Source organism: Aeromonas sp. QDB39 (assembly GCF_027707585.1).
Lineage (GTDB): Bacteria > Pseudomonadota > Gammaproteobacteria > Enterobacterales > Aeromonadaceae > Aeromonas > Aeromonas hydrophila.
Genome location: NZ_JAPCIV010000002.1, coordinates 1 through 16,582, shown reverse-complemented (window position 1 = coordinate 16,582; position 16,582 = coordinate 1). Strand labels below are relative to the sequence as shown.

At 59.7% G+C, this 16,582-nt stretch carries 9 protein-coding genes; all 9 read left to right on the top strand.

Translation table 11 applies throughout. The features are described 5' to 3' along the window. Nucleotides 1-9 precede the first annotated feature (9 nt). The 9 genes from pepN to PG899_RS01205 all read left to right on the top strand — a co-directional run bounded on the left by pepN (nucleotide 10) and on the right by PG899_RS01205 (nucleotide 16,482). Nucleotides 10-2,634 (top strand): aminopeptidase N, encoded by a 2,625-nt coding sequence (gene pepN, locus PG899_RS01245; protein WP_190284288.1) that lies wholly within the window; start codon nucleotides 10-12, stop codon nucleotides 2,632-2,634. A gap of 72 nt (nucleotides 2,635-2,706) precedes the next feature. Beyond that, on the top strand, nucleotides 2,707-2,928 hold the full coding sequence (locus tag PG899_RS01240; RefSeq protein WP_005300804.1) for a DUF2835 domain-containing protein: 222 nt from the start codon (nucleotides 2,707-2,709) through the stop codon (nucleotides 2,926-2,928). A 278-nt stretch (nucleotides 2,929-3,206) separates the two neighbouring features. Beyond that, on the top strand, nucleotides 3,207-8,045 hold the full coding sequence (locus PG899_RS01235; protein WP_077096241.1) for an NAD-glutamate dehydrogenase: 4,839 nt from the start codon (nucleotides 3,207-3,209) through the stop codon (nucleotides 8,043-8,045). A gap of 76 nt (nucleotides 8,046-8,121) precedes the next feature. Continuing rightward, the gene (gene pyrD / locus PG899_RS01230; RefSeq protein ID WP_029300913.1) at nucleotides 8,122-9,132 is read left to right on the top strand and encodes a quinone-dependent dihydroorotate dehydrogenase; all 1,011 of its coding nucleotides are present in this window, start codon (nucleotides 8,122-8,124) and stop codon (nucleotides 9,130-9,132) included. 87 nt (nucleotides 9,133-9,219) lie between these two features. Next, nucleotides 9,220-9,756 (top strand): cell division protein ZapC, encoded by a 537-nt coding sequence (locus PG899_RS01225; RefSeq protein ID WP_011706138.1) that lies wholly within the window; start codon nucleotides 9,220-9,222, stop codon nucleotides 9,754-9,756. 681 nt (nucleotides 9,757-10,437) lie between these two features. After that, entirely contained in the window at nucleotides 10,438-12,609 is a 2,172-nt protein-coding gene (gene rlmKL, locus PG899_RS01220; RefSeq protein ID WP_179101416.1) for a bifunctional 23S rRNA (guanine(2069)-N(7))-methyltransferase RlmK/23S rRNA (guanine(2445)-N(2))-methyltransferase RlmL, read from the top strand. Next, entirely contained in the window at nucleotides 12,609-12,839 is a 231-nt protein-coding gene (locus PG899_RS01215; protein ID WP_077096239.1) for a glutaredoxin family protein, read from the top strand. Before rlmKL ends, PG899_RS01215 begins: the two co-directional genes overlap by 1 nt. Before the next feature lie 74 nt (nucleotides 12,840-12,913). Continuing rightward, nucleotides 12,914-14,836 (top strand): ATP-binding cassette ATPase Uup, encoded by a 1,923-nt coding sequence (gene uup / locus PG899_RS01210; protein ID WP_024945227.1) that lies wholly within the window; start codon nucleotides 12,914-12,916, stop codon nucleotides 14,834-14,836. Between the two features lie 8 nt (nucleotides 14,837-14,844). Next, nucleotides 14,845-16,482, top strand: a complete 1,638-nt coding sequence (locus PG899_RS01205) for a DUF3466 family protein (protein WP_029303051.1) — start codon at nucleotides 14,845-14,847, stop codon at nucleotides 16,480-16,482. Nucleotides 16,483-16,582 lie beyond the last annotated feature (100 nt).

Here is a 16,582-nt window from a genome sequence, read left to right as displayed (position 1 = left end):
CAAACAATAATGACCGATCACTCCCAGGCCATGACGGCCAAATATCGCCAGGATTACCGGGCTCCGCTCTACTGGATCGACAGCATCGATCTCGACTTTCAACTGCAGGAGCCGCTGACCCAGGTGACCGCCATCTCCCGTCTGCGGCGCAATGGCGAGCACAATGAACCGCTGGTGCTGGATGGGGAGGGGCTCTCCCTGCACAGCGTCAGCGTGGACGGGGTGCCCTTCACCCAGTACGAGCAGGGCGAGAGCAGTCTGACTCTGTTCAACTTGCCGGCCGAGTGCGTACTGACCATCGTGACCTTGCTGGATCCGGCTGCCAACACCGCGCTGGAAGGGCTCTACAAGTCCGGCGACGCCTACTGCACCCAGTGCGAGGCAGAAGGGTTCCGGCGTATCACCTATTACCTGGACCGGCCCGACATTCTGGCCCGTTACAGCACCCGCATCACCGCCGACAAATCCCAGTTCCCTTTCCTGCTCTCCAACGGCAACAAGGTCGACAGCGGCGATCTGGGTGACGGCCGCCACTTCGTGCAGTGGCAGGATCCCTTCCCCAAGCCGAGCTACCTGTTTGCCTTGGTGGCCGGGGACTTCGACGTTGAACGCAGCCACTACACCACCAAGAGCGGCCGCAAGGTGGTCCTCGAGATCTTCGTCGACAAGGGCAACCTGGACCGCGCCGGTTTCGCCATGGAGAGCCTCATCAACTCCATGCGCTGGGACGAGCAGCGCTTTGGCCTCGAGTACGACCTCGACATCTATATGATCGTGGCGGTGGACTTCTTCAACATGGGCGCCATGGAGAACAAGGGGCTCAACATCTTCAACTCCAAGTTCGTGCTGGCCAATCCGGCTACCGCTACCGACAGCGACTACCACGGCATCGAGCGGGTGATCGGCCACGAATACTTCCACAACTGGACCGGCAACCGCGTCACCTGCCGCGACTGGTTCCAGCTCAGCCTGAAAGAGGGGCTGACGGTGTTCCGGGATCAGGAGTTCTCCTCCGATCTGGGCTCACGCGGGGTCAATCGCATCAATAACGTGCGCACCGTGCGCGGCCCGCAGTTTGCCGAAGATGCCGGCCCCATGGCCCACCCCATCCGCCCGGATGTGGTGATCGAGATGAACAACTTCTACACCCTGACCGTCTACGAGAAGGGCTCGGAAGTGATCCGCATGCTGCACACCCTGCTGGGTGAGGCCGCCTTCCAGGCAGGCATGCGCCTCTATTTCGAGCGCTTTGACGGTCAGGCCGTCACCTGTGACGACTTCGTGCAGGCGATGGAAGATGCCTCCGGGGTCGATCTCGGCCGCTTCCGCCGCTGGTACAGCCAGTCCGGTACCCCTGAGCTCACCGTGACCGACGAGTACGATGCCGAAAGCGGCGTCTATCGCCTGCACGTGAGCCAGCACACCCCGCCGACCCAGGATCAGCCGCAAAAACTGCCGCTGCACATTCCGCTCGATATCGAACTCTATGATGAGCAAGGGGCCGTCATTCCGCTGCAGTATCAGGGCAAGGCCATTGGCAACGTACTCGACGTGCTGGAAGCACAGCAGACCTTCGTCTTCGATCGGGTGGCGGTCAAGCCGGTGCCCTCCCTGCTGCGTGATTTCTCGGCACCGGTCAAGCTGCATTTTGACTACAGCGACGAGGCGCTGGCCTTCCTGATGCGCCATGCCCGCAACGAGTTTGCTCGCTGGGATGCGGCGCAGATGCTGATCAACAAGGCGGTCATCGACGGCGTGGCCCGGGTGCAGCATGGGCAGGGGGTTGAACTCTCCCAGACTCTGCTGGCGGCCTTTGTCGCCATTCTGGATGACGGCGAGCTGGACCCGGCCCTCAAGGCGGAGATCCTGGCGCTGCCGGGTGAGGCGACCCTGGCCGAGCTGTTCGAGGTGGCCGACATCGACGCCATCCATCAGGTTCGCAACGAGATCCACACCTCGCTGGCCCACGCCTTCGGTGCCCGTCTGACAAGCAGCTACGAGGCGTTGCGCCTGCCGGCGTATCAGGTGGTGCATGCCGACATGGCCAAGCGGGCGCTCAAGGGCGTCGTGCTGGGCTATCTGGCGGCGCTCGACGCCGGCAGTGCCGATCTGCTGGTACGCCAGCAATATGCCACCGCCGACAACATGACCGACACCCTGGCGGCGCTGCAGGTGGCCAACAGCCATCTGTTGCCGTGCCGCTCCGAGCTGCTGGCCGATTTCGAAGGCAAGTGGGCCAAGGACGGGCTGGTGCTGGACAACTGGTTGCGACTGGTGGGTAGCAAGCCGGCGGAAGACGTGTTGGAGGAGGTGAAGCTGGCGATGGCGCATCCTACCTTCAGCATCCGCAACCCGAACCGGCTACGTGCGCTGATCGGTAGCTTTGCCATGAACAACCAGGTGCAGTTCCATGCGCGCGATGGTCGCGGCTACCGCTTCCTGACCGATCTCTTGATCGAGCTCAACGAGGTCAACCCGCAGGTGGCCTCCCGCCTCATCACCCCGCTCATTCAGTTCAAGCGGCTCGATGAGGGGCGCAAGGCGCTGATCCGCACCGAGCTGACCCGTCTGGCCAACCTCGAGGGGCTGGCACGGGATCTGTTCGAGAAAGTGAACAAGGCACTGCAGCAGTAAACCCAACGGGGTGGGGGAGCCATCTCCCACCCTTTCAACCCCCGGGCCGTTTATCAGACCAGAGGAGTCATCGTGAAGCAGTTTACCTTTCGCCTGTCCCTGAGCCACGACGAGGTCATGCTGATGTATCAGGGCCATGCCAAACGTCTGGTGGTACGCAGCGAGCAGGGGCTGACCCTGGAGCTGGGCATTGAGAAAATCCGGCCTTTCGTCGCCATCAGCGGGGTACATGGCTATTTTCGCCTCAAAACCCAGGACGATTATCGCTTTATCAGCCTCGAACGCATAAATTAACAAAACTTGAACATATTTCCGCGCAATTCACTGCTTTAAGTCACTATCTATCCGGTAAATCCGTAACCATCCAGTGGGATTTTCTGTTTTTTGCCAGAACGGCAAAATATTTCACAGCTTAAGGCGTGATCTGACCCTTGTTTTTAACAACTCATTATCACCTTTGCTCGCCTTCCTTGATCCAAGACATTACACTTCGCAGCAACTCTGTACCGGTGGGCATCCAGGGTGGATGTCTCTGTGTCGGTGGTTAATGTCGTCCGATAAGGAATATAGAAATGGCATTGAAAGACGCCCCTACCTCAGTTCTGCTCGAAAACGTTCTCAGCCTGATCCATCAGAAGTTGCCCAAGAAGAGTGCCTCCCTGGTCGAGTGTTTCGTCGCCAAGTTCTACGGCAACATGGCGAGCACCGATCTGCACGATCGCAATGACAGCGATCTCTATGGTGCCGCGCTCAGCCTGTGGAATGCGCTCAACCAGCGCACCTCGACCTCCCCCTATATCCGAGTCTACAATCCCGAGCTGACCCGCCATGGCTGGCAGTCTCCCCATACCATCGTCGAGATCATCCTGCAGGACTCCCCCTTCCTGGTGGACTCCATCCGCATGGCGCTCAAGCGCCGGGGCATCACGGCGCACATGATGCTGCACCAGCCGCTGCACCTCATTCGCGGCAACGAAGGCAAGATCAGCGCCATTCTGGATCTCGACAACAGCGCCGAACAGACCTCGGTCGAGACCGCCTTCCTCATCGAAATCGATCACCTCACCAGCGAGGAGCAGATGGAAGGGCTGACCGCCGAGCTCAATTCCGTGGCCGGTGAAGTGGCCCTGGCAGTCGGTGACTGGCAGCCCATGCTGGCACGTTTGAACGAGATCATCGACGAATTGCCCAAGCGCAAGAACCCGGTCAGTCAGGCCGAAGTGGACTCCTGCGTTGCCTTCCTCAAGTGGGTAGCGGCCCATAACTTCACCCTGATGGGCTATCGCCGTTACGACGTCAAGGCGGTGGAGGGGGATCACGAAATTCTGCCCCAGGCGGACTCCAGCCTGGGTCTGATGAAGAACTCCATCAAGGAAGCGGGGCAGCGCCTTGGCAACATGCCCGCCAGTGCCCGTCACGCGGCGCTGAGTTCTGATTTGCTGATCCTCACCAAGTCCAACAGCAAGTCGCGGGTGCATCGCCCGGCGTATGTGGACTACATCGGCATCAAGCGCTTCGACGAGCACGGCAAGGTGGTGGGAGAGGATCGCTTCATCGGCCTTTATGCCTCCTCCATCTACAACACCAGCGCGACCCAGATCCCGCTCATCAGTCACCGTCTCGAGCACATCATGGCCGCCTCCGGTCACGAGAAGGGCTCCCACGCCTACAAGGCGCTGCTGAACGTGCTGGAAACCTACCCGCGCGATGAGCTGATCCAGGCCCGTGAAGAGGAGCTGCTGGCCACCGGTCTTGGCGTGCTGGAGATGCAGGAGCGCGACATGCTGCGCCTGTTCGTGCGCCGCGACGTGTACGGCCGTTTCTTCTCCTGCATGGTCTATGTCACCAAGGAGCGCTACAACACGGCGCTGCGGGTCAAGACCCAGCAGATCCTGCAGAAGTATTTTGGCAGCAGCGAAGAGGTGGAGTTCAACGTCTACTTCACCGAGGGCGTGCTGGCACGGACCCACTACATAGTGCGGGTCAACAACAACAACGTGGATGTGGATGTGAACGAAGTACAGAACAACCTGATTGAAGCGGCCCGCAGCTGGGATGATCGCCTCGACTCCGTGCTGCTCTCTCACTACGGTGAAGCCCGCGGCAACGAACTGCGCCGCCGTTTCAGCACCGCCTTCCCCCGCGCCTACAAGGAAGACGTGCTGCCGGGTTCCGCCGTGGCCGACATCATGGAGCTGGACAACCTGAGCGAGGCCAATCCGCTCGGCATGCTGTTCTACCGCGCTCAGGAGGAGGAGAACGATCGCCGGGTCCGCCTCAAACTGTTCCACCGCACCGAACCCATCCACCTCTCCGATGTGCTGCCGATGCTGGAAAACATGGGGCTGCGCGTCATCGGCGAAACCCCGTATCAGGTGCGCACCCCGGCGGGTGACATCTTCTGGATCCTCGATTTCTCCATGCTGCTGCATGGCGAGCAGCCGTTCGATCTGGAGCAGAGCCAGCAGCGCTTCCAGCAGGCCTTCGCCGCCATCTGGAACAAGCAACTGGAAGATGACGGCTTCAACCGCCTGGTGCTGGGGGCCGGCCTCACCGGTCGTCAGGTCTCGGTGCTGCGCGCCTATGCCAAATACATGCGTCAGACCGGCGTCTCCTTCAGCCAGTCCTATATCGAAGAGACCCTGACTCGCTACCCGGATATCGCCCAGTTGCTGTTCACCCTGTTCGAACAGCGCCTGGATCCGGCCGGCAAGCAGGAAGCCAAGGTACAGATCAAGCTGCACGAGCAGCTCGCCGCCAAGCTGGATCAGGTCGCCAACCTGGACGACGATCGCATCATCCGCCGCTATGTGGAGATGATCGACGCCACCCTGCGCACCAACTACTACCAGCTGGACAAGGCGGGCAACATCAAGCCCTACATCTCCTTCAAGCTGGCCCCCTCCAGCATCACCGACATGCCGCTGCCGCTGCCTAAGTTCGAGATCTTCGTCTACTCGCCGCGGGTAGAAGGGGTGCACCTGCGCTGGGGCAAGGTGGCCCGTGGCGGTCTGCGCTGGTCTGATCGCAAGGAGGACTTCCGCACCGAAGTGCTGGGTCTGGTAAAAGCCCAGCAGGTGAAGAACACCGTCATCGTGCCAGTCGGTGCCAAGGGCGGCTTCTACTGCAAACAGATGCCGGCGGGGGCCCCCCGTGCCGCCATCCAGGAAGAGGGCAAGGCCTGCTATCGCCTGTTTATTCGCGGCCTGCTCGATGTGACCGACAACATCATCGGCGGCGAGGTGATCCCGCCGAAATCCGTGGTGCGTCACGACGAGGATGACTACTACCTGGTGGTGGCCGCCGACAAGGGCACCGCGACCTTCTCGGACATCGCCAACGAGATAAGCCTCGAATACGGCCACTGGCTGGGCGATGCGTTCGCCTCCGGCGGCTCGGTCGGCTATGACCACAAGAAGATGGGCATCACCGCCCGTGGCGCCTGGGAATCGGTCAAGCGGCATTTTCGCGAGATCGGCGTCAACTGCCAGACCACCGACTTCACTTGCGTCGGCATCGGCGACATGGCGGGGGACGTGTTTGGCAACGGCATGCTGCTCTCCGAGCACACCCAGCTGGTGGGCGCCTTCAACCACATGCACATCTTCATCGACCCGACCCCCAATGCGGCCAAGAGCTTCGTCGAGCGCAAGCGCCTGTTCGAGCTGCCCGGCTCCAGCTGGGATGACTACAACCGGGAGCTGATATCCCAAGGGGGCGGCATCTTCCTGCGCTCGGCCAAGTCCATCAAGCTGAGCCCCGAGATCCAGACCCTGCTCGGTACTGACAAGGCCAGCATGGCCCCGAACGAGCTGATCAAGGCGCTGCTCTGCCTGAACGTGGATCTGCTGTGGAACGGCGGCATCGGCACCTATGTGAAGAGTTCCCGCGAGAGCGACGCCGAAGTGGGCGATCGCAGCAACGATGTGCTGCGGGTCAATGGCCGCGATCTGCGGGTCCGCATCGTGGGTGAGGGCGGCAACCTCGGCTTTACCCAGCTCGGCCGGGTGGAGTACGCCAGCCAGGGCGGTCGCATCAACACCGACTTCACCGACAACGTGGGCGGGGTGGATTGCTCCGACAACGAGGTGAACATCAAGATCCTGCTGAACCAGCTGGTGGCGGCCGGTGACCTGACCCTCAAGCAGCGCAATCAGATGCTCTATGAGATGACCGACGACGTGGCGCAGATTGTCATCACCAACGCCTATCGCCAGTCCCAGTCCATCTCGGTGACCAGTTTCCGCGGCGCCGAGCAGCTCAAGGAGCAGCAGCGTTTCATCCAGGGGCTGGAGCGGGAAGGCAAACTGGACCGCGCCCTGGAGTTCCTGCCCTCCGACGAGGAGCTCTCCGAGCGGATGGCGGCGGGGCAGGGGCTGACCCGTCCCGAACTGGCGGTGCTGGTGGCCTATGGCAAGATGGTACTGAAAGAGCAGCTCAACTGCCCGGAAGTGACCGACGAGCCCTTCCTCGCCAACATGCTGGTGACCAGCTTCCCGGCCAAGCTGCAGCAGCAGTTCGGTGCGGCACTGGCCCAGCATCCGCTGCGCGGGGAGATCATCGCGACCCGGGTGGCCAACATGCTGGTCAACGACATGGGGCTCAACTTCGCCAGCCGGATGAAGGACGAGACCGGTGCCTCGGTGGCGGAAGTGGCCTGCTGCTTCGCCATGGCCCGCGAGGTATTTGGCCTCAACCAGCTGTGGCGTGACATCGAAGGGTGCGACAACCTGGTGGGGGCAGAGACCCAGCTCGAGCTGATGTTCTACAGCCGTCGCATCGTGCGCCGCGCCACCCGCTGGTTCCTGCGCGCCCGCAATCGCAGCTGGAGCATCAGCGAGAACATCGCCTTCTTCCGTCCGGCCTTCGAGACGCTGGGTCAGCACCTCTACGAGGTGATGGACGAGAGCGAAGTGGCCGAGCACCAGCAGGCGGTCGCGGCGTTGGTGGCCAAGCAAGTGCCACAAGCCATCGCCCGTCAGGTGGCCCACATGAGCAGCCTCTTCTCCAGCCTGGATCTGGCGCAGATCGCCGCGGAGCACAAGACCGACATCCTGCGTGCCGCCAACGTCTACTATCGCCTCGGTGCCAAGCTGGATCTGCACTGGTTCCTCGACCAGATCAACCATCAACCGGTGGGCAACCACTGGCAGGCGATGGCGCGGGCCTCCTTCCGTGAAGATCTGGACTGGCAGCAGCGCAGCCTCACTTCCGTGGTGCTGGAAGGGTGCAAAGATCAGGGAGAATGCGCTACCATACTGGCCGACTGGATTTCGGAGCATGAGCAACTCTTGTCCCGTTGGACCCACATGTTGGCCGACTTCAAGACCACCAGTACCCATGAGTTCGCCAAGTTCTCGGTGGCCTTGCGGGAGTTGAACCTGCTCCAGTTGAATTGCCGAGCACTGTGATTGCCAGTTAAGGCATGACAGCGGTATCACACCCAAAGCCCCGGCCAGTTGCCGGGGCTTTTTTTAAGGAGCAAACATGCTGTACCCTCTCGCCAGGCATTTCCTGTTCAAGCTCAACCCGGAACAGGCGCACGATCTCTCCATCAAATATTTGCCCCGCCTTCTCGGTACGCCGCTTGATTGTTTCTTCCGCCACTCCTTGCCCAAACGCCCCGTCACTGTCATGGGGCTTTCTTTTGCCAATCCGGTGGGTCTGGCGGCCGGTCTGGACAAGGATGGCGAGTGTATCGATGCCTTCGGGGCCATGGGGTTCGGCTTTATCGAGGTCGGTACCGTCACCCCCAGACCCCAGAGCGGCAATGACAAGCCGCGTCTGTTCCGGGTTATTCCGGCAGAGGGGATCATCAACCGGATGGGCTTCAACAACAAAGGGGTCGACCATCTGGTTGCCCAGGTCAAGAAAGCCAAATATCAGGGGGTGATCGGCATCAATATCGGCAAGAACAAGGACACCCCCATCGAGCAGGGCAAGGATGATTACCTGATCTGCATGGACAAGGTGTATGACCATGCCGGTTATATTGCCGTCAATATCTCTTCTCCCAATACGCCGGGGTTGCGTTCACTGCAATATGGCGATGCGCTGGATGAACTGTTGGCTGCCCTCAAGGTTCGTCAGCAGGAGCTGGCCGCGCAATATAAGAAATACGTGCCACTGGCCGTTAAAATTGCGCCGGATTTGACTCCGGATGAAATTAATCAGGTGGCCGCATCTCTGATAAAAAATGGCATTGATGGGGTGATTGCCACCAATACTACCCTTGAGCGCGACATGATTTATGACATGCCCCATGCCGCTGAAGCGGGTGGCCTCAGCGGTCGTCCTTTGCAGCACAAGAGCACCGAAGTGATCCGCCAGCTGGCCAAAGCACTGGATGGTGCGCTGCCCATTATTGGCGTCGGTGGCATCGACAGTGCCATGGCGGCCCGCGAGAAGCTGGCTGCGGGTGCCAGTCTGGTCCAGATTTACAGCGGCTTTATTTATAAGGGCCCGGATCTGGTCAAAGAGATTGTGACCCATATATAAGAAATAAATCGGTGCCCTTTATTTAAAGTTGCTGAAATTCTCGACATGGAATAAAGTCGAGTAACGACTTTCAGTAAGGGCACCTGCATGTGTATCCAACCCAATGACAATTGGCAGTGGCATTATGATGCTCATGATGATCGTCTGATGCTGGATTTATCCGATCGCATGATCTTCGCCACCGAATATAAAGGGCGACAATTGGTGCCCAGCTCCTTCACCACCCAGCCTTTTTGCGTGGATGATGCGGCGCTCTATTATCAGCTGATGGACAGGGTTGCCGAACTGGAGTGGAGCGTACCGCATCAGGTTCAGCTGGTACTCAATGCTATCGCCGTCAGCCGCTTTTACAAACCCCTGATGCCACAAAGCTGGTTCTTTGGGGAAACCCACCCCGCCATTATTCCCGAAACCGGTGCGCTGGTGTGCATGGGCACTCCTCACGGCAAAGGGGAGTTTCTGGTGATCGAAGCCGGTGAACAGGCCAGCGTCTGTTTGAACCTGACTGACGATCTGATATTGACCACCAGCAAGACACTGCCCCGTTTTGGTGTTATCAAGGTGATGAACAATCGCATGAGCCCAAGGCCGGTGGCACAGGCGCAATATCGCCAGGTGAGTTGAATCTCGGGTTATTTTATAGCAAGCCTTTATCCTCTCCTTCGGTTCATCCTAATGAACACTCACTCGTCCCCATTCTGTTCCTATCATTAGCCTTGATTATTTCAGGTGACTGCTTTTGTGCAAAAAATGCCCTCCGATCAATTTGATAAGAGGGCGGCAAACACACACTACAGGAGGAATAAGCGGTTGTATCAACAACACGGGGTTATTCTAAATCCTGTAGTTTCTCTTGAAACCTGATAGATGTGACAGTCGGACAATAGCGATATGAACAGAGAGAGGAGGAAAAAATGGCCCTCCCGTTTACGGACGATAACGGGAGGGCCAAACACGGGGTTTACAGAAAGGACTTGCTCTGTCGTGGGAAATAATAACGAGTTGAGTCTTGTTTGACGCCTGTCAGATATGGCAGCGGGATAGATCACCTATTCCTGACCATGGCCATGTCATATATGGTTGCAGCCTCAGCAAGGTAATGCCGTGCCAATAAGAGATGCCGGAGTACACCTGGTTATTGTTTGAACTTGCCGAGCGGCTGGTACATTTTTTATTCGTGAGATCCTTCCTGCGCGCATGCCTCGCCAGAACGGCCAAAAGGTCGGAGGCGGCGCATGTCAGATACCCTCGGTTTATGTCGTTACTGGCAAGCTTTTGCTGCTCCGGATCGCGGCTTAAGGTATAATACGGCACTATTTTTATGGGTTCCCCGTGAGCGTGATGAAAGAATTTTTTGCAACCTGCCCCAAAGGGCTGGAAAACCTGTTGGCCGTCGAGCTGACCAACCTGGGCGCAGAGCAGGTCCGTGAGACCGTGGCTGGCGTGCATTTCAAAGGCGAACTGGCCACTGGCTACAAGGCCTGTCTGTGGAGCCGTTTCGCCTCCCGCATCGTGCTGGTGCTGTCCGAATTCCAGATGAATGACGACCTGGATCTCTATCTGGGTGCTCACACCATTCCCTGGGAAGAGCACTTCTCCGGTACCTCCACCATTGCCGTGGATTTTACCGGTACCAATCCGGCCATTCGCAATACCCAGTACGGTGCCCTGAAGATCAAGGATGCCATCGTCGATCGTTTCACCAAGCGCGGTCACGTGCGTCCTGACGTGGATAAGAAGTCGCCGGATATTCGCATCATGGCGCACCTGGGCAAGGGCAAGGCCAATATCACGCTGGACTTGTCAGGCCCCGCGCTGCACCAGCGTTTCTACCGCCAGGGCACCGGCGAGGCGCCGCTCAAAGAGAACCTGGCCGCTGCCATGATTGCCCGTAGCGGCTGGGCCGGCGAGCCCATGATGGACCCCATGTGTGGCTCCGGTACGCTGCTGGTGGAAGCTGCCTTTATCGCCGCCGACATGGCACCGGCCCTGCGCCGTGAGCGTTTCGGGTTCGATCGCTGGCTGCAACACGATAGCGAGCTGTGGCAGAGCCTGCTGATGGAGGCTCAGGTACGGGCCAAGCGCGGCATGCAGCGCTGCGAGGTGAAGCTGTTTGGTTGCGATGCCGACAGCCGCGTGCTGCTCAAAGCCCGCGACAACGCCAAAGCCGCCGGCGTGGCCCATCTCATCACCTTCAAACAGGCCGACGTCACCGCGCTGGAAAACCCGCTGCCGATGCCGGCAGTGGAAGGGGAGGCCCGTCAGGTCGGCATGCTGATCTCAAACCCCCCCTATGGCGAGCGTCTTGGCGAGTTCCCGGCACTGCTGGAAGTCCACCAGGCCCTCGGTGATGCCCTGCGTCGCAGCTTCCAGGGCTGGAAAGTCTCCATTCTTTCCGCATCCCCCGAGCTCTTGAGCTGTCTGCGTCTGCGCGCCGACAAGCAATATCGCCTGTTCAACGGCGCCCTCGAGTGTCAGCTGCGCAACTACCAGATTGCACAGGACTCCGTTGCTTCCCAGAAAGAGGTGGCGCAGGACTTTGCCAACCGTCTGCGCAAGAATCTGAAGACCCTGGAGAAGTGGGCACAGAAAGAGAACCTCGACTGCTATCGCCTCTATGACGCCGATCTGCCGGAGTACAACGCCGCCATCGACCGTTATCAGGACTATCTGGTGGTGCAGGAGTACGCGGCGCCCAAGGACATTCCCGCCCAGAAGACCCGTCAGCGCCTGCTCGACATGGTGCAGGCAGCCATCAAGGTGACCGGCATGGACGGCGAGAAGGTGATCCTGAAGGTGCGCGAGCGTCAGGAAGGCAAACAGCAGTACCAGAAGCTCTCCGAAGAGCAGCACCGGATGGAAGTGCAGGAGTACGGCGCCCGTCTGTGGGTCAATCTCTATGACTATCTCGACACAGGTCTGTTCCTCGACCACCGTCAGACTCGCCGTATGCTGGGTCAGATGGCCAAGGGCAAGCGCTTCCTGAACCTCTTTGCCTACACCGGCAGTGCCACCGTGCATGCTGGGTTGGGCGGTGCCAGCGAGACCACCACGGTGGACATGTCACGCACCTACCTCAACTGGGCACAAGACAACATGCGCCTCAACTCGCTGGTGGGCCGAGAGCACAAGTTCGTGCAGGCCGACTGCCTGAAGTGGCTCTCCGAGGCGGACGAGCAGTACGACCTCATCTTCATCGATCCGCCCACCTTCTCCAACTCCAAGCGGATGGACGAGAGCTTCGACGTGCAGCGCGATCACATGCTGCTGATGCAGCACCTGAAGCGGCTGCTGGCTGCGGGTGGCACCCTGGTGTTCTCCAACAACAAGCGCCACTTCAAGATGGATCTGGCCGGTCTCGAGGCCATCGGTCTCAAGGCCCAGAACATCACCGGCAAGACCCGACCCAAGGATTTCGAGCGCAACCAGCATATCCACAACTGCTGGATCATCACCCATGCGGAGGCCCAGGCCTGATGCTGATCCTGTTTCACACCGACGGTTGCCACCTGTGCGAACAGGCGTGGGCGCTGGTGGAGCAGGCCGGTCTTGCGGCCGACACTCGCCAGTGCGACATCATGGATGATGAGCAGTGGCTGGCAACCTATCGGGTCCGTATTCCAGTACTGCGCGATGAGGCGGGGCGTGAACTGGGTTGGCCCTTCACCCTGGCTGAGCTGCAAGCGTGGCTTGCCAGGCAGGGGTGAGCGGGCGATTTGACGATGAAACGGGGGGAGATCCAGTCTGCCACCCGTTTTTTCATTAGCAATAAGGAACAAGAATGGCTCTTTTGACATTGCACGGCGCATCGTTGTCGTTCAGTGATTTTCCGCTGCTCGATCAGGCCGAGCTCACCATTGAGCGGGGCGAGCGCCTCTGCCTGGTGGGGCGCAACGGGGCGGGCAAGTCCACCCTGATGAAGGTCATCGCTGGCGAACTGCCGCTCGATGACGGTCGTCTGGTGCTGCAACAAGATTTGAAAGTGACCCGTCTCGAGCAGGATCCCCCCGCGTCGAGCGAGCTCACCGTGTTTGACTACGCCGCCGAAGGGCTGGCCGGGGTAGGGGAGCTGCTCAAGCAGTATCACCATATCTCCATGGAACTGGCACACGATGCCTCCGATGCCAACATCCGCAAGATGAGCCAGCTGCAGGAGCAGCTCGACTACCAGAATGGCTGGCAGTTCGAGACTCGCATCAACCAGGTGCTGACCCTGCTCGGTCTGGATCCCGACGTGACCCTCGACAGCCTCTCCGGCGGCTGGCTGCGCAAGGTGGCACTGGCCCGCGCACTGGCCTGCGATCCGGATCTGTTGCTGCTGGACGAGCCGACCAACCACCTGGACATCGATGCCATCAACTGGCTGGAAGAGTTCCTCAAGGATTTTCGCGGCGCCATCGTCTTCATCTCCCACGACCGGGAATTCATCCACAAGCTGGCGACCCGGATCATCGATCTGGACCGCGGTGTGATCACCTCCTGGCCCGGCAACTACGACGAGTACCTGCAGGGGAAAGAGGAGTGGTTGCGGGTCGAGGAGCTCAAAAACGCCGAATTCGATCGCAAGCTGGCCCAGGAAGAGGTGTGGGTACGCCAGGGGATCAAGGCCCGTCGCACCCGCAATGAGGGACGCGTGCGCGCCCTCAAGGCGATGCGGATGGAGCGGACCCAGCGCCGTGAACTGCAGGGCAAGGCCAAGCTGCAGCTGGATGAGGCGAGCCGCTCCGGCAAGCTGGTATTTGAAAGTGAAGGCCTGGGGCTGGACTTTGGTGATCGCACCCTGTTCCAGGGGCTGGATCTGCAGGTGCTGCGCGGCGACAAGATTGCGTTGGTCGGCCCCAACGGTTGCGGCAAGTCGACGCTGATCAAGCTGCTGCTCGGCCAGTTGAGCCCAAGTCGTGGCACGGTCAAGGGGGGCACCAATCTGGAGGTGGCCTACTTCGATCAGTACCGCGAGCAGCTCGATCCCGAGAAGACGGTGGTGGACAACGTCGGGGAGGGCAAGCAGGAAGTGATGGTGCGCGGCCGCTCCCGCCACATTCTCGGTTACCTGCAGGACTTCCTGTTTGAGCCAAAACGGGCACGCACCCCGGTGAAAGCCTTGTCAGGGGGCGAAAAAAACCGTTTACTGTTGGCCAAATTGTTCTTGAAGCCCAGTAATTTACTGATCCTCGATGAACCAACCAACGACCTGGATGTCGAAACGCTGGAATTGCTGGAAGAGCTGCTGGCGGACTACCCCGGCACCCTGTTGCTGGTGAGCCACGATCGTCGTTTCATCGACAATACCGTGACCGGTTGCTGGTTGTTTGAAGGGGACGGGCAGATCAGCGATTATGTGGGCGGTTACGCCGACATGATGGCCACCCGTGCTCAACAACAGGCACAGCAGTCTGCGCAGCACGTCGCCAAACAGGCGCAGAGCAAAACGCCAGAGCCTGTCGTGGCGCCGGCGCCTGCTGCCACAAAAGCCAAAAAGCTCTCTTACAAGTTGCAGCTGGAGCTGGATAATCTACCGGCTCGACTGGAACAGCTGGAGGCAGAGCTGGATGCCCTGCAGACCGAGATCAACCACCCCGGTTTCTTCTCCCTGCCGAGCGACCAGACTCAAGCCAAACTGGATGCCCTGAATGCAGCAGAGGCTGCATTGGAACAAGCCTTCTCCCGTTGGGAGGAGTTGGAAGCGTTGAAACATCAGGACTAAGGAAGTAGATGAAAAAGCAATTATCCATGCTGGCCATTCTGGTCAGCGCCAGCCTGCATGCCCAGGCGGCACAAAGTCCCTTTTTCACCATTGTCGATGCGTCCGACAAGGGTTACGCCAGCGGGATCAGCGGCGACGGCAACGGGCTCATCGGGATCAATACCAAGAACAACATGGCCGAGCACTTCTCGACCGTGCGTTTCGCCGACTTCCTGGTCGATCGTTTCCGTTTCGAGCAGGGCTGCATGCTCTCCAACTCGGTCTGCAACTCCTTCTGGAACGACAACAGCAACTTCGCCTATCAGTGGCGTCGTGACTTCCTCGACGGGGTCGACCAGCGCAACAACGTAGGTTACGTACAGCTGGGCGAGACCGACGGTCTGGTGACCGCGCTGGGCGACGTACCCGGTACCCGGGCAGGCTACAAGATGAGTGGCAAGCTGCGTACTGCCTTCGCCGTGGTCGAGGAGGGCAACCCCGTCGAGCTGAAAGACGGCGCCGGCACTCACAGCCTGAGCGTACCGACCAGCATCAAGAAACTGGACAACGGCCAGTATCTGGTGACCGGCACCGCAGCGACCGGCAAGAACATTGCCGTCAACTCCGAAACCTACAACTGGTGCTTTGCCGGCAACGACGGCCAGTATGGCGACTACCGCTACTGCCCGGGCCTCAATACCCAGGCCAGCTTCTGGCTGGTCAACAGTACCGGCACCTTCAACAAGCTGCTGCAGGCCAACGAGTATGCCCGCGCCCGCAACGAAGTAGTGCAGACCGCCTCCGCGCTCGGGGTGGGTAAATTCAACGGCAATCTGTACGGGGTAGGGTACTCCTCCACCGGCGAGATCGGCACCAACTACCTGGACGGTCGCAACCTGGCCGCTTACTGGACGCTGGATCTGGATGGCAGCAAGGTTGGCACTACCCAGATCATCCCGTTGGCCGAAGGCGAACCCGGCAAGGATGACGCCAAGCTGCAACACAGCTGGGCCGTGGGGGTCAATGACAACGGTTATGTGATCGGCAACCAGCTCTATCGCATCAACAAGGGCCAGAACCGCCCGGTCGAGATGTTCGTGTTCAACCTGAACACCCCGACCACCAATGCCGTGGTCTCCTTGCAGGACAAGCCGCTCAGCGGCTCCGGCTCGGAAGCGGCCGCCATCAACAACCACAACATGGTGGTTGGCTGGCGTGATTCCCGCCATCAGACCCAGCCCGTGGTCAATGGCACCAATCGCATGCAGGAAGGCTTCCTGCTGAACGCGGCTACCGGCAACAACTGGTATCTGAACGATCTCATCTGTGGTCTGGATGATGCGGGTGCCAAGCAGTGTACCCAGAACGGTTACTACTACCACATCGCCTATGCCAGCGGCATCAGCAGCAACGGTACCGTCGCGGCCACGGCTTATCGCTACAACAGCGAGAGCGATCTGAACAACCGCACCAATGCTACCGTAGTCAGCGTCAAGCTGGCGCCGGTGGTAACCGACTACAAGAACAACGATCCGGCCGGTTATGTGGTCGCCAACGCACCGGTCAACAACCAGACCGGTCAGGATGGCGGCAGCGGTGGTGGCAGCCTGTTCTGGTTGACTCTGCTGGCCCTGCCATTCGCCTGGCTGCGCCGTTTCCAGCGCTAAAAAGTTGTGTCACTAAAAATTAAGGTTCTTCGCGGGATCTTGGGGAAGTGGAAGTTGACAGACAGGGTGCTGGTAAACTGGCTGTCTCCAAACACACCAC

Coding starts and splice junctions, on each gene's coding strand:
- pepN (WP_190284288.1), top strand. CDS start 10: ATGACCGATCACTCCCAGGCCATGACGGCCAAATATCGCCAGGATTAC.
- PG899_RS01235 (WP_077096241.1), top strand. CDS start 3,207: ATGGCATTGAAAGACGCCCCTACCTCAGTTCTGCTCGAAAACGTTCTC.
- PG899_RS01225 (WP_011706138.1), top strand. CDS start 9,220: ATGTGTATCCAACCCAATGACAATTGGCAGTGGCATTATGATGCTCAT.
- uup (WP_024945227.1), top strand. CDS start 12,914: ATGGCTCTTTTGACATTGCACGGCGCATCGTTGTCGTTCAGTGATTTT.
- pyrD (WP_029300913.1), top strand. CDS start 8,122: ATGCTGTACCCTCTCGCCAGGCATTTCCTGTTCAAGCTCAACCCGGAA.
- PG899_RS01205 (WP_029303051.1), top strand. CDS start 14,845: ATGAAAAAGCAATTATCCATGCTGGCCATTCTGGTCAGCGCCAGCCTG.
- PG899_RS01215 (WP_077096239.1), top strand. CDS start 12,609: ATGCTGATCCTGTTTCACACCGACGGTTGCCACCTGTGCGAACAGGCG.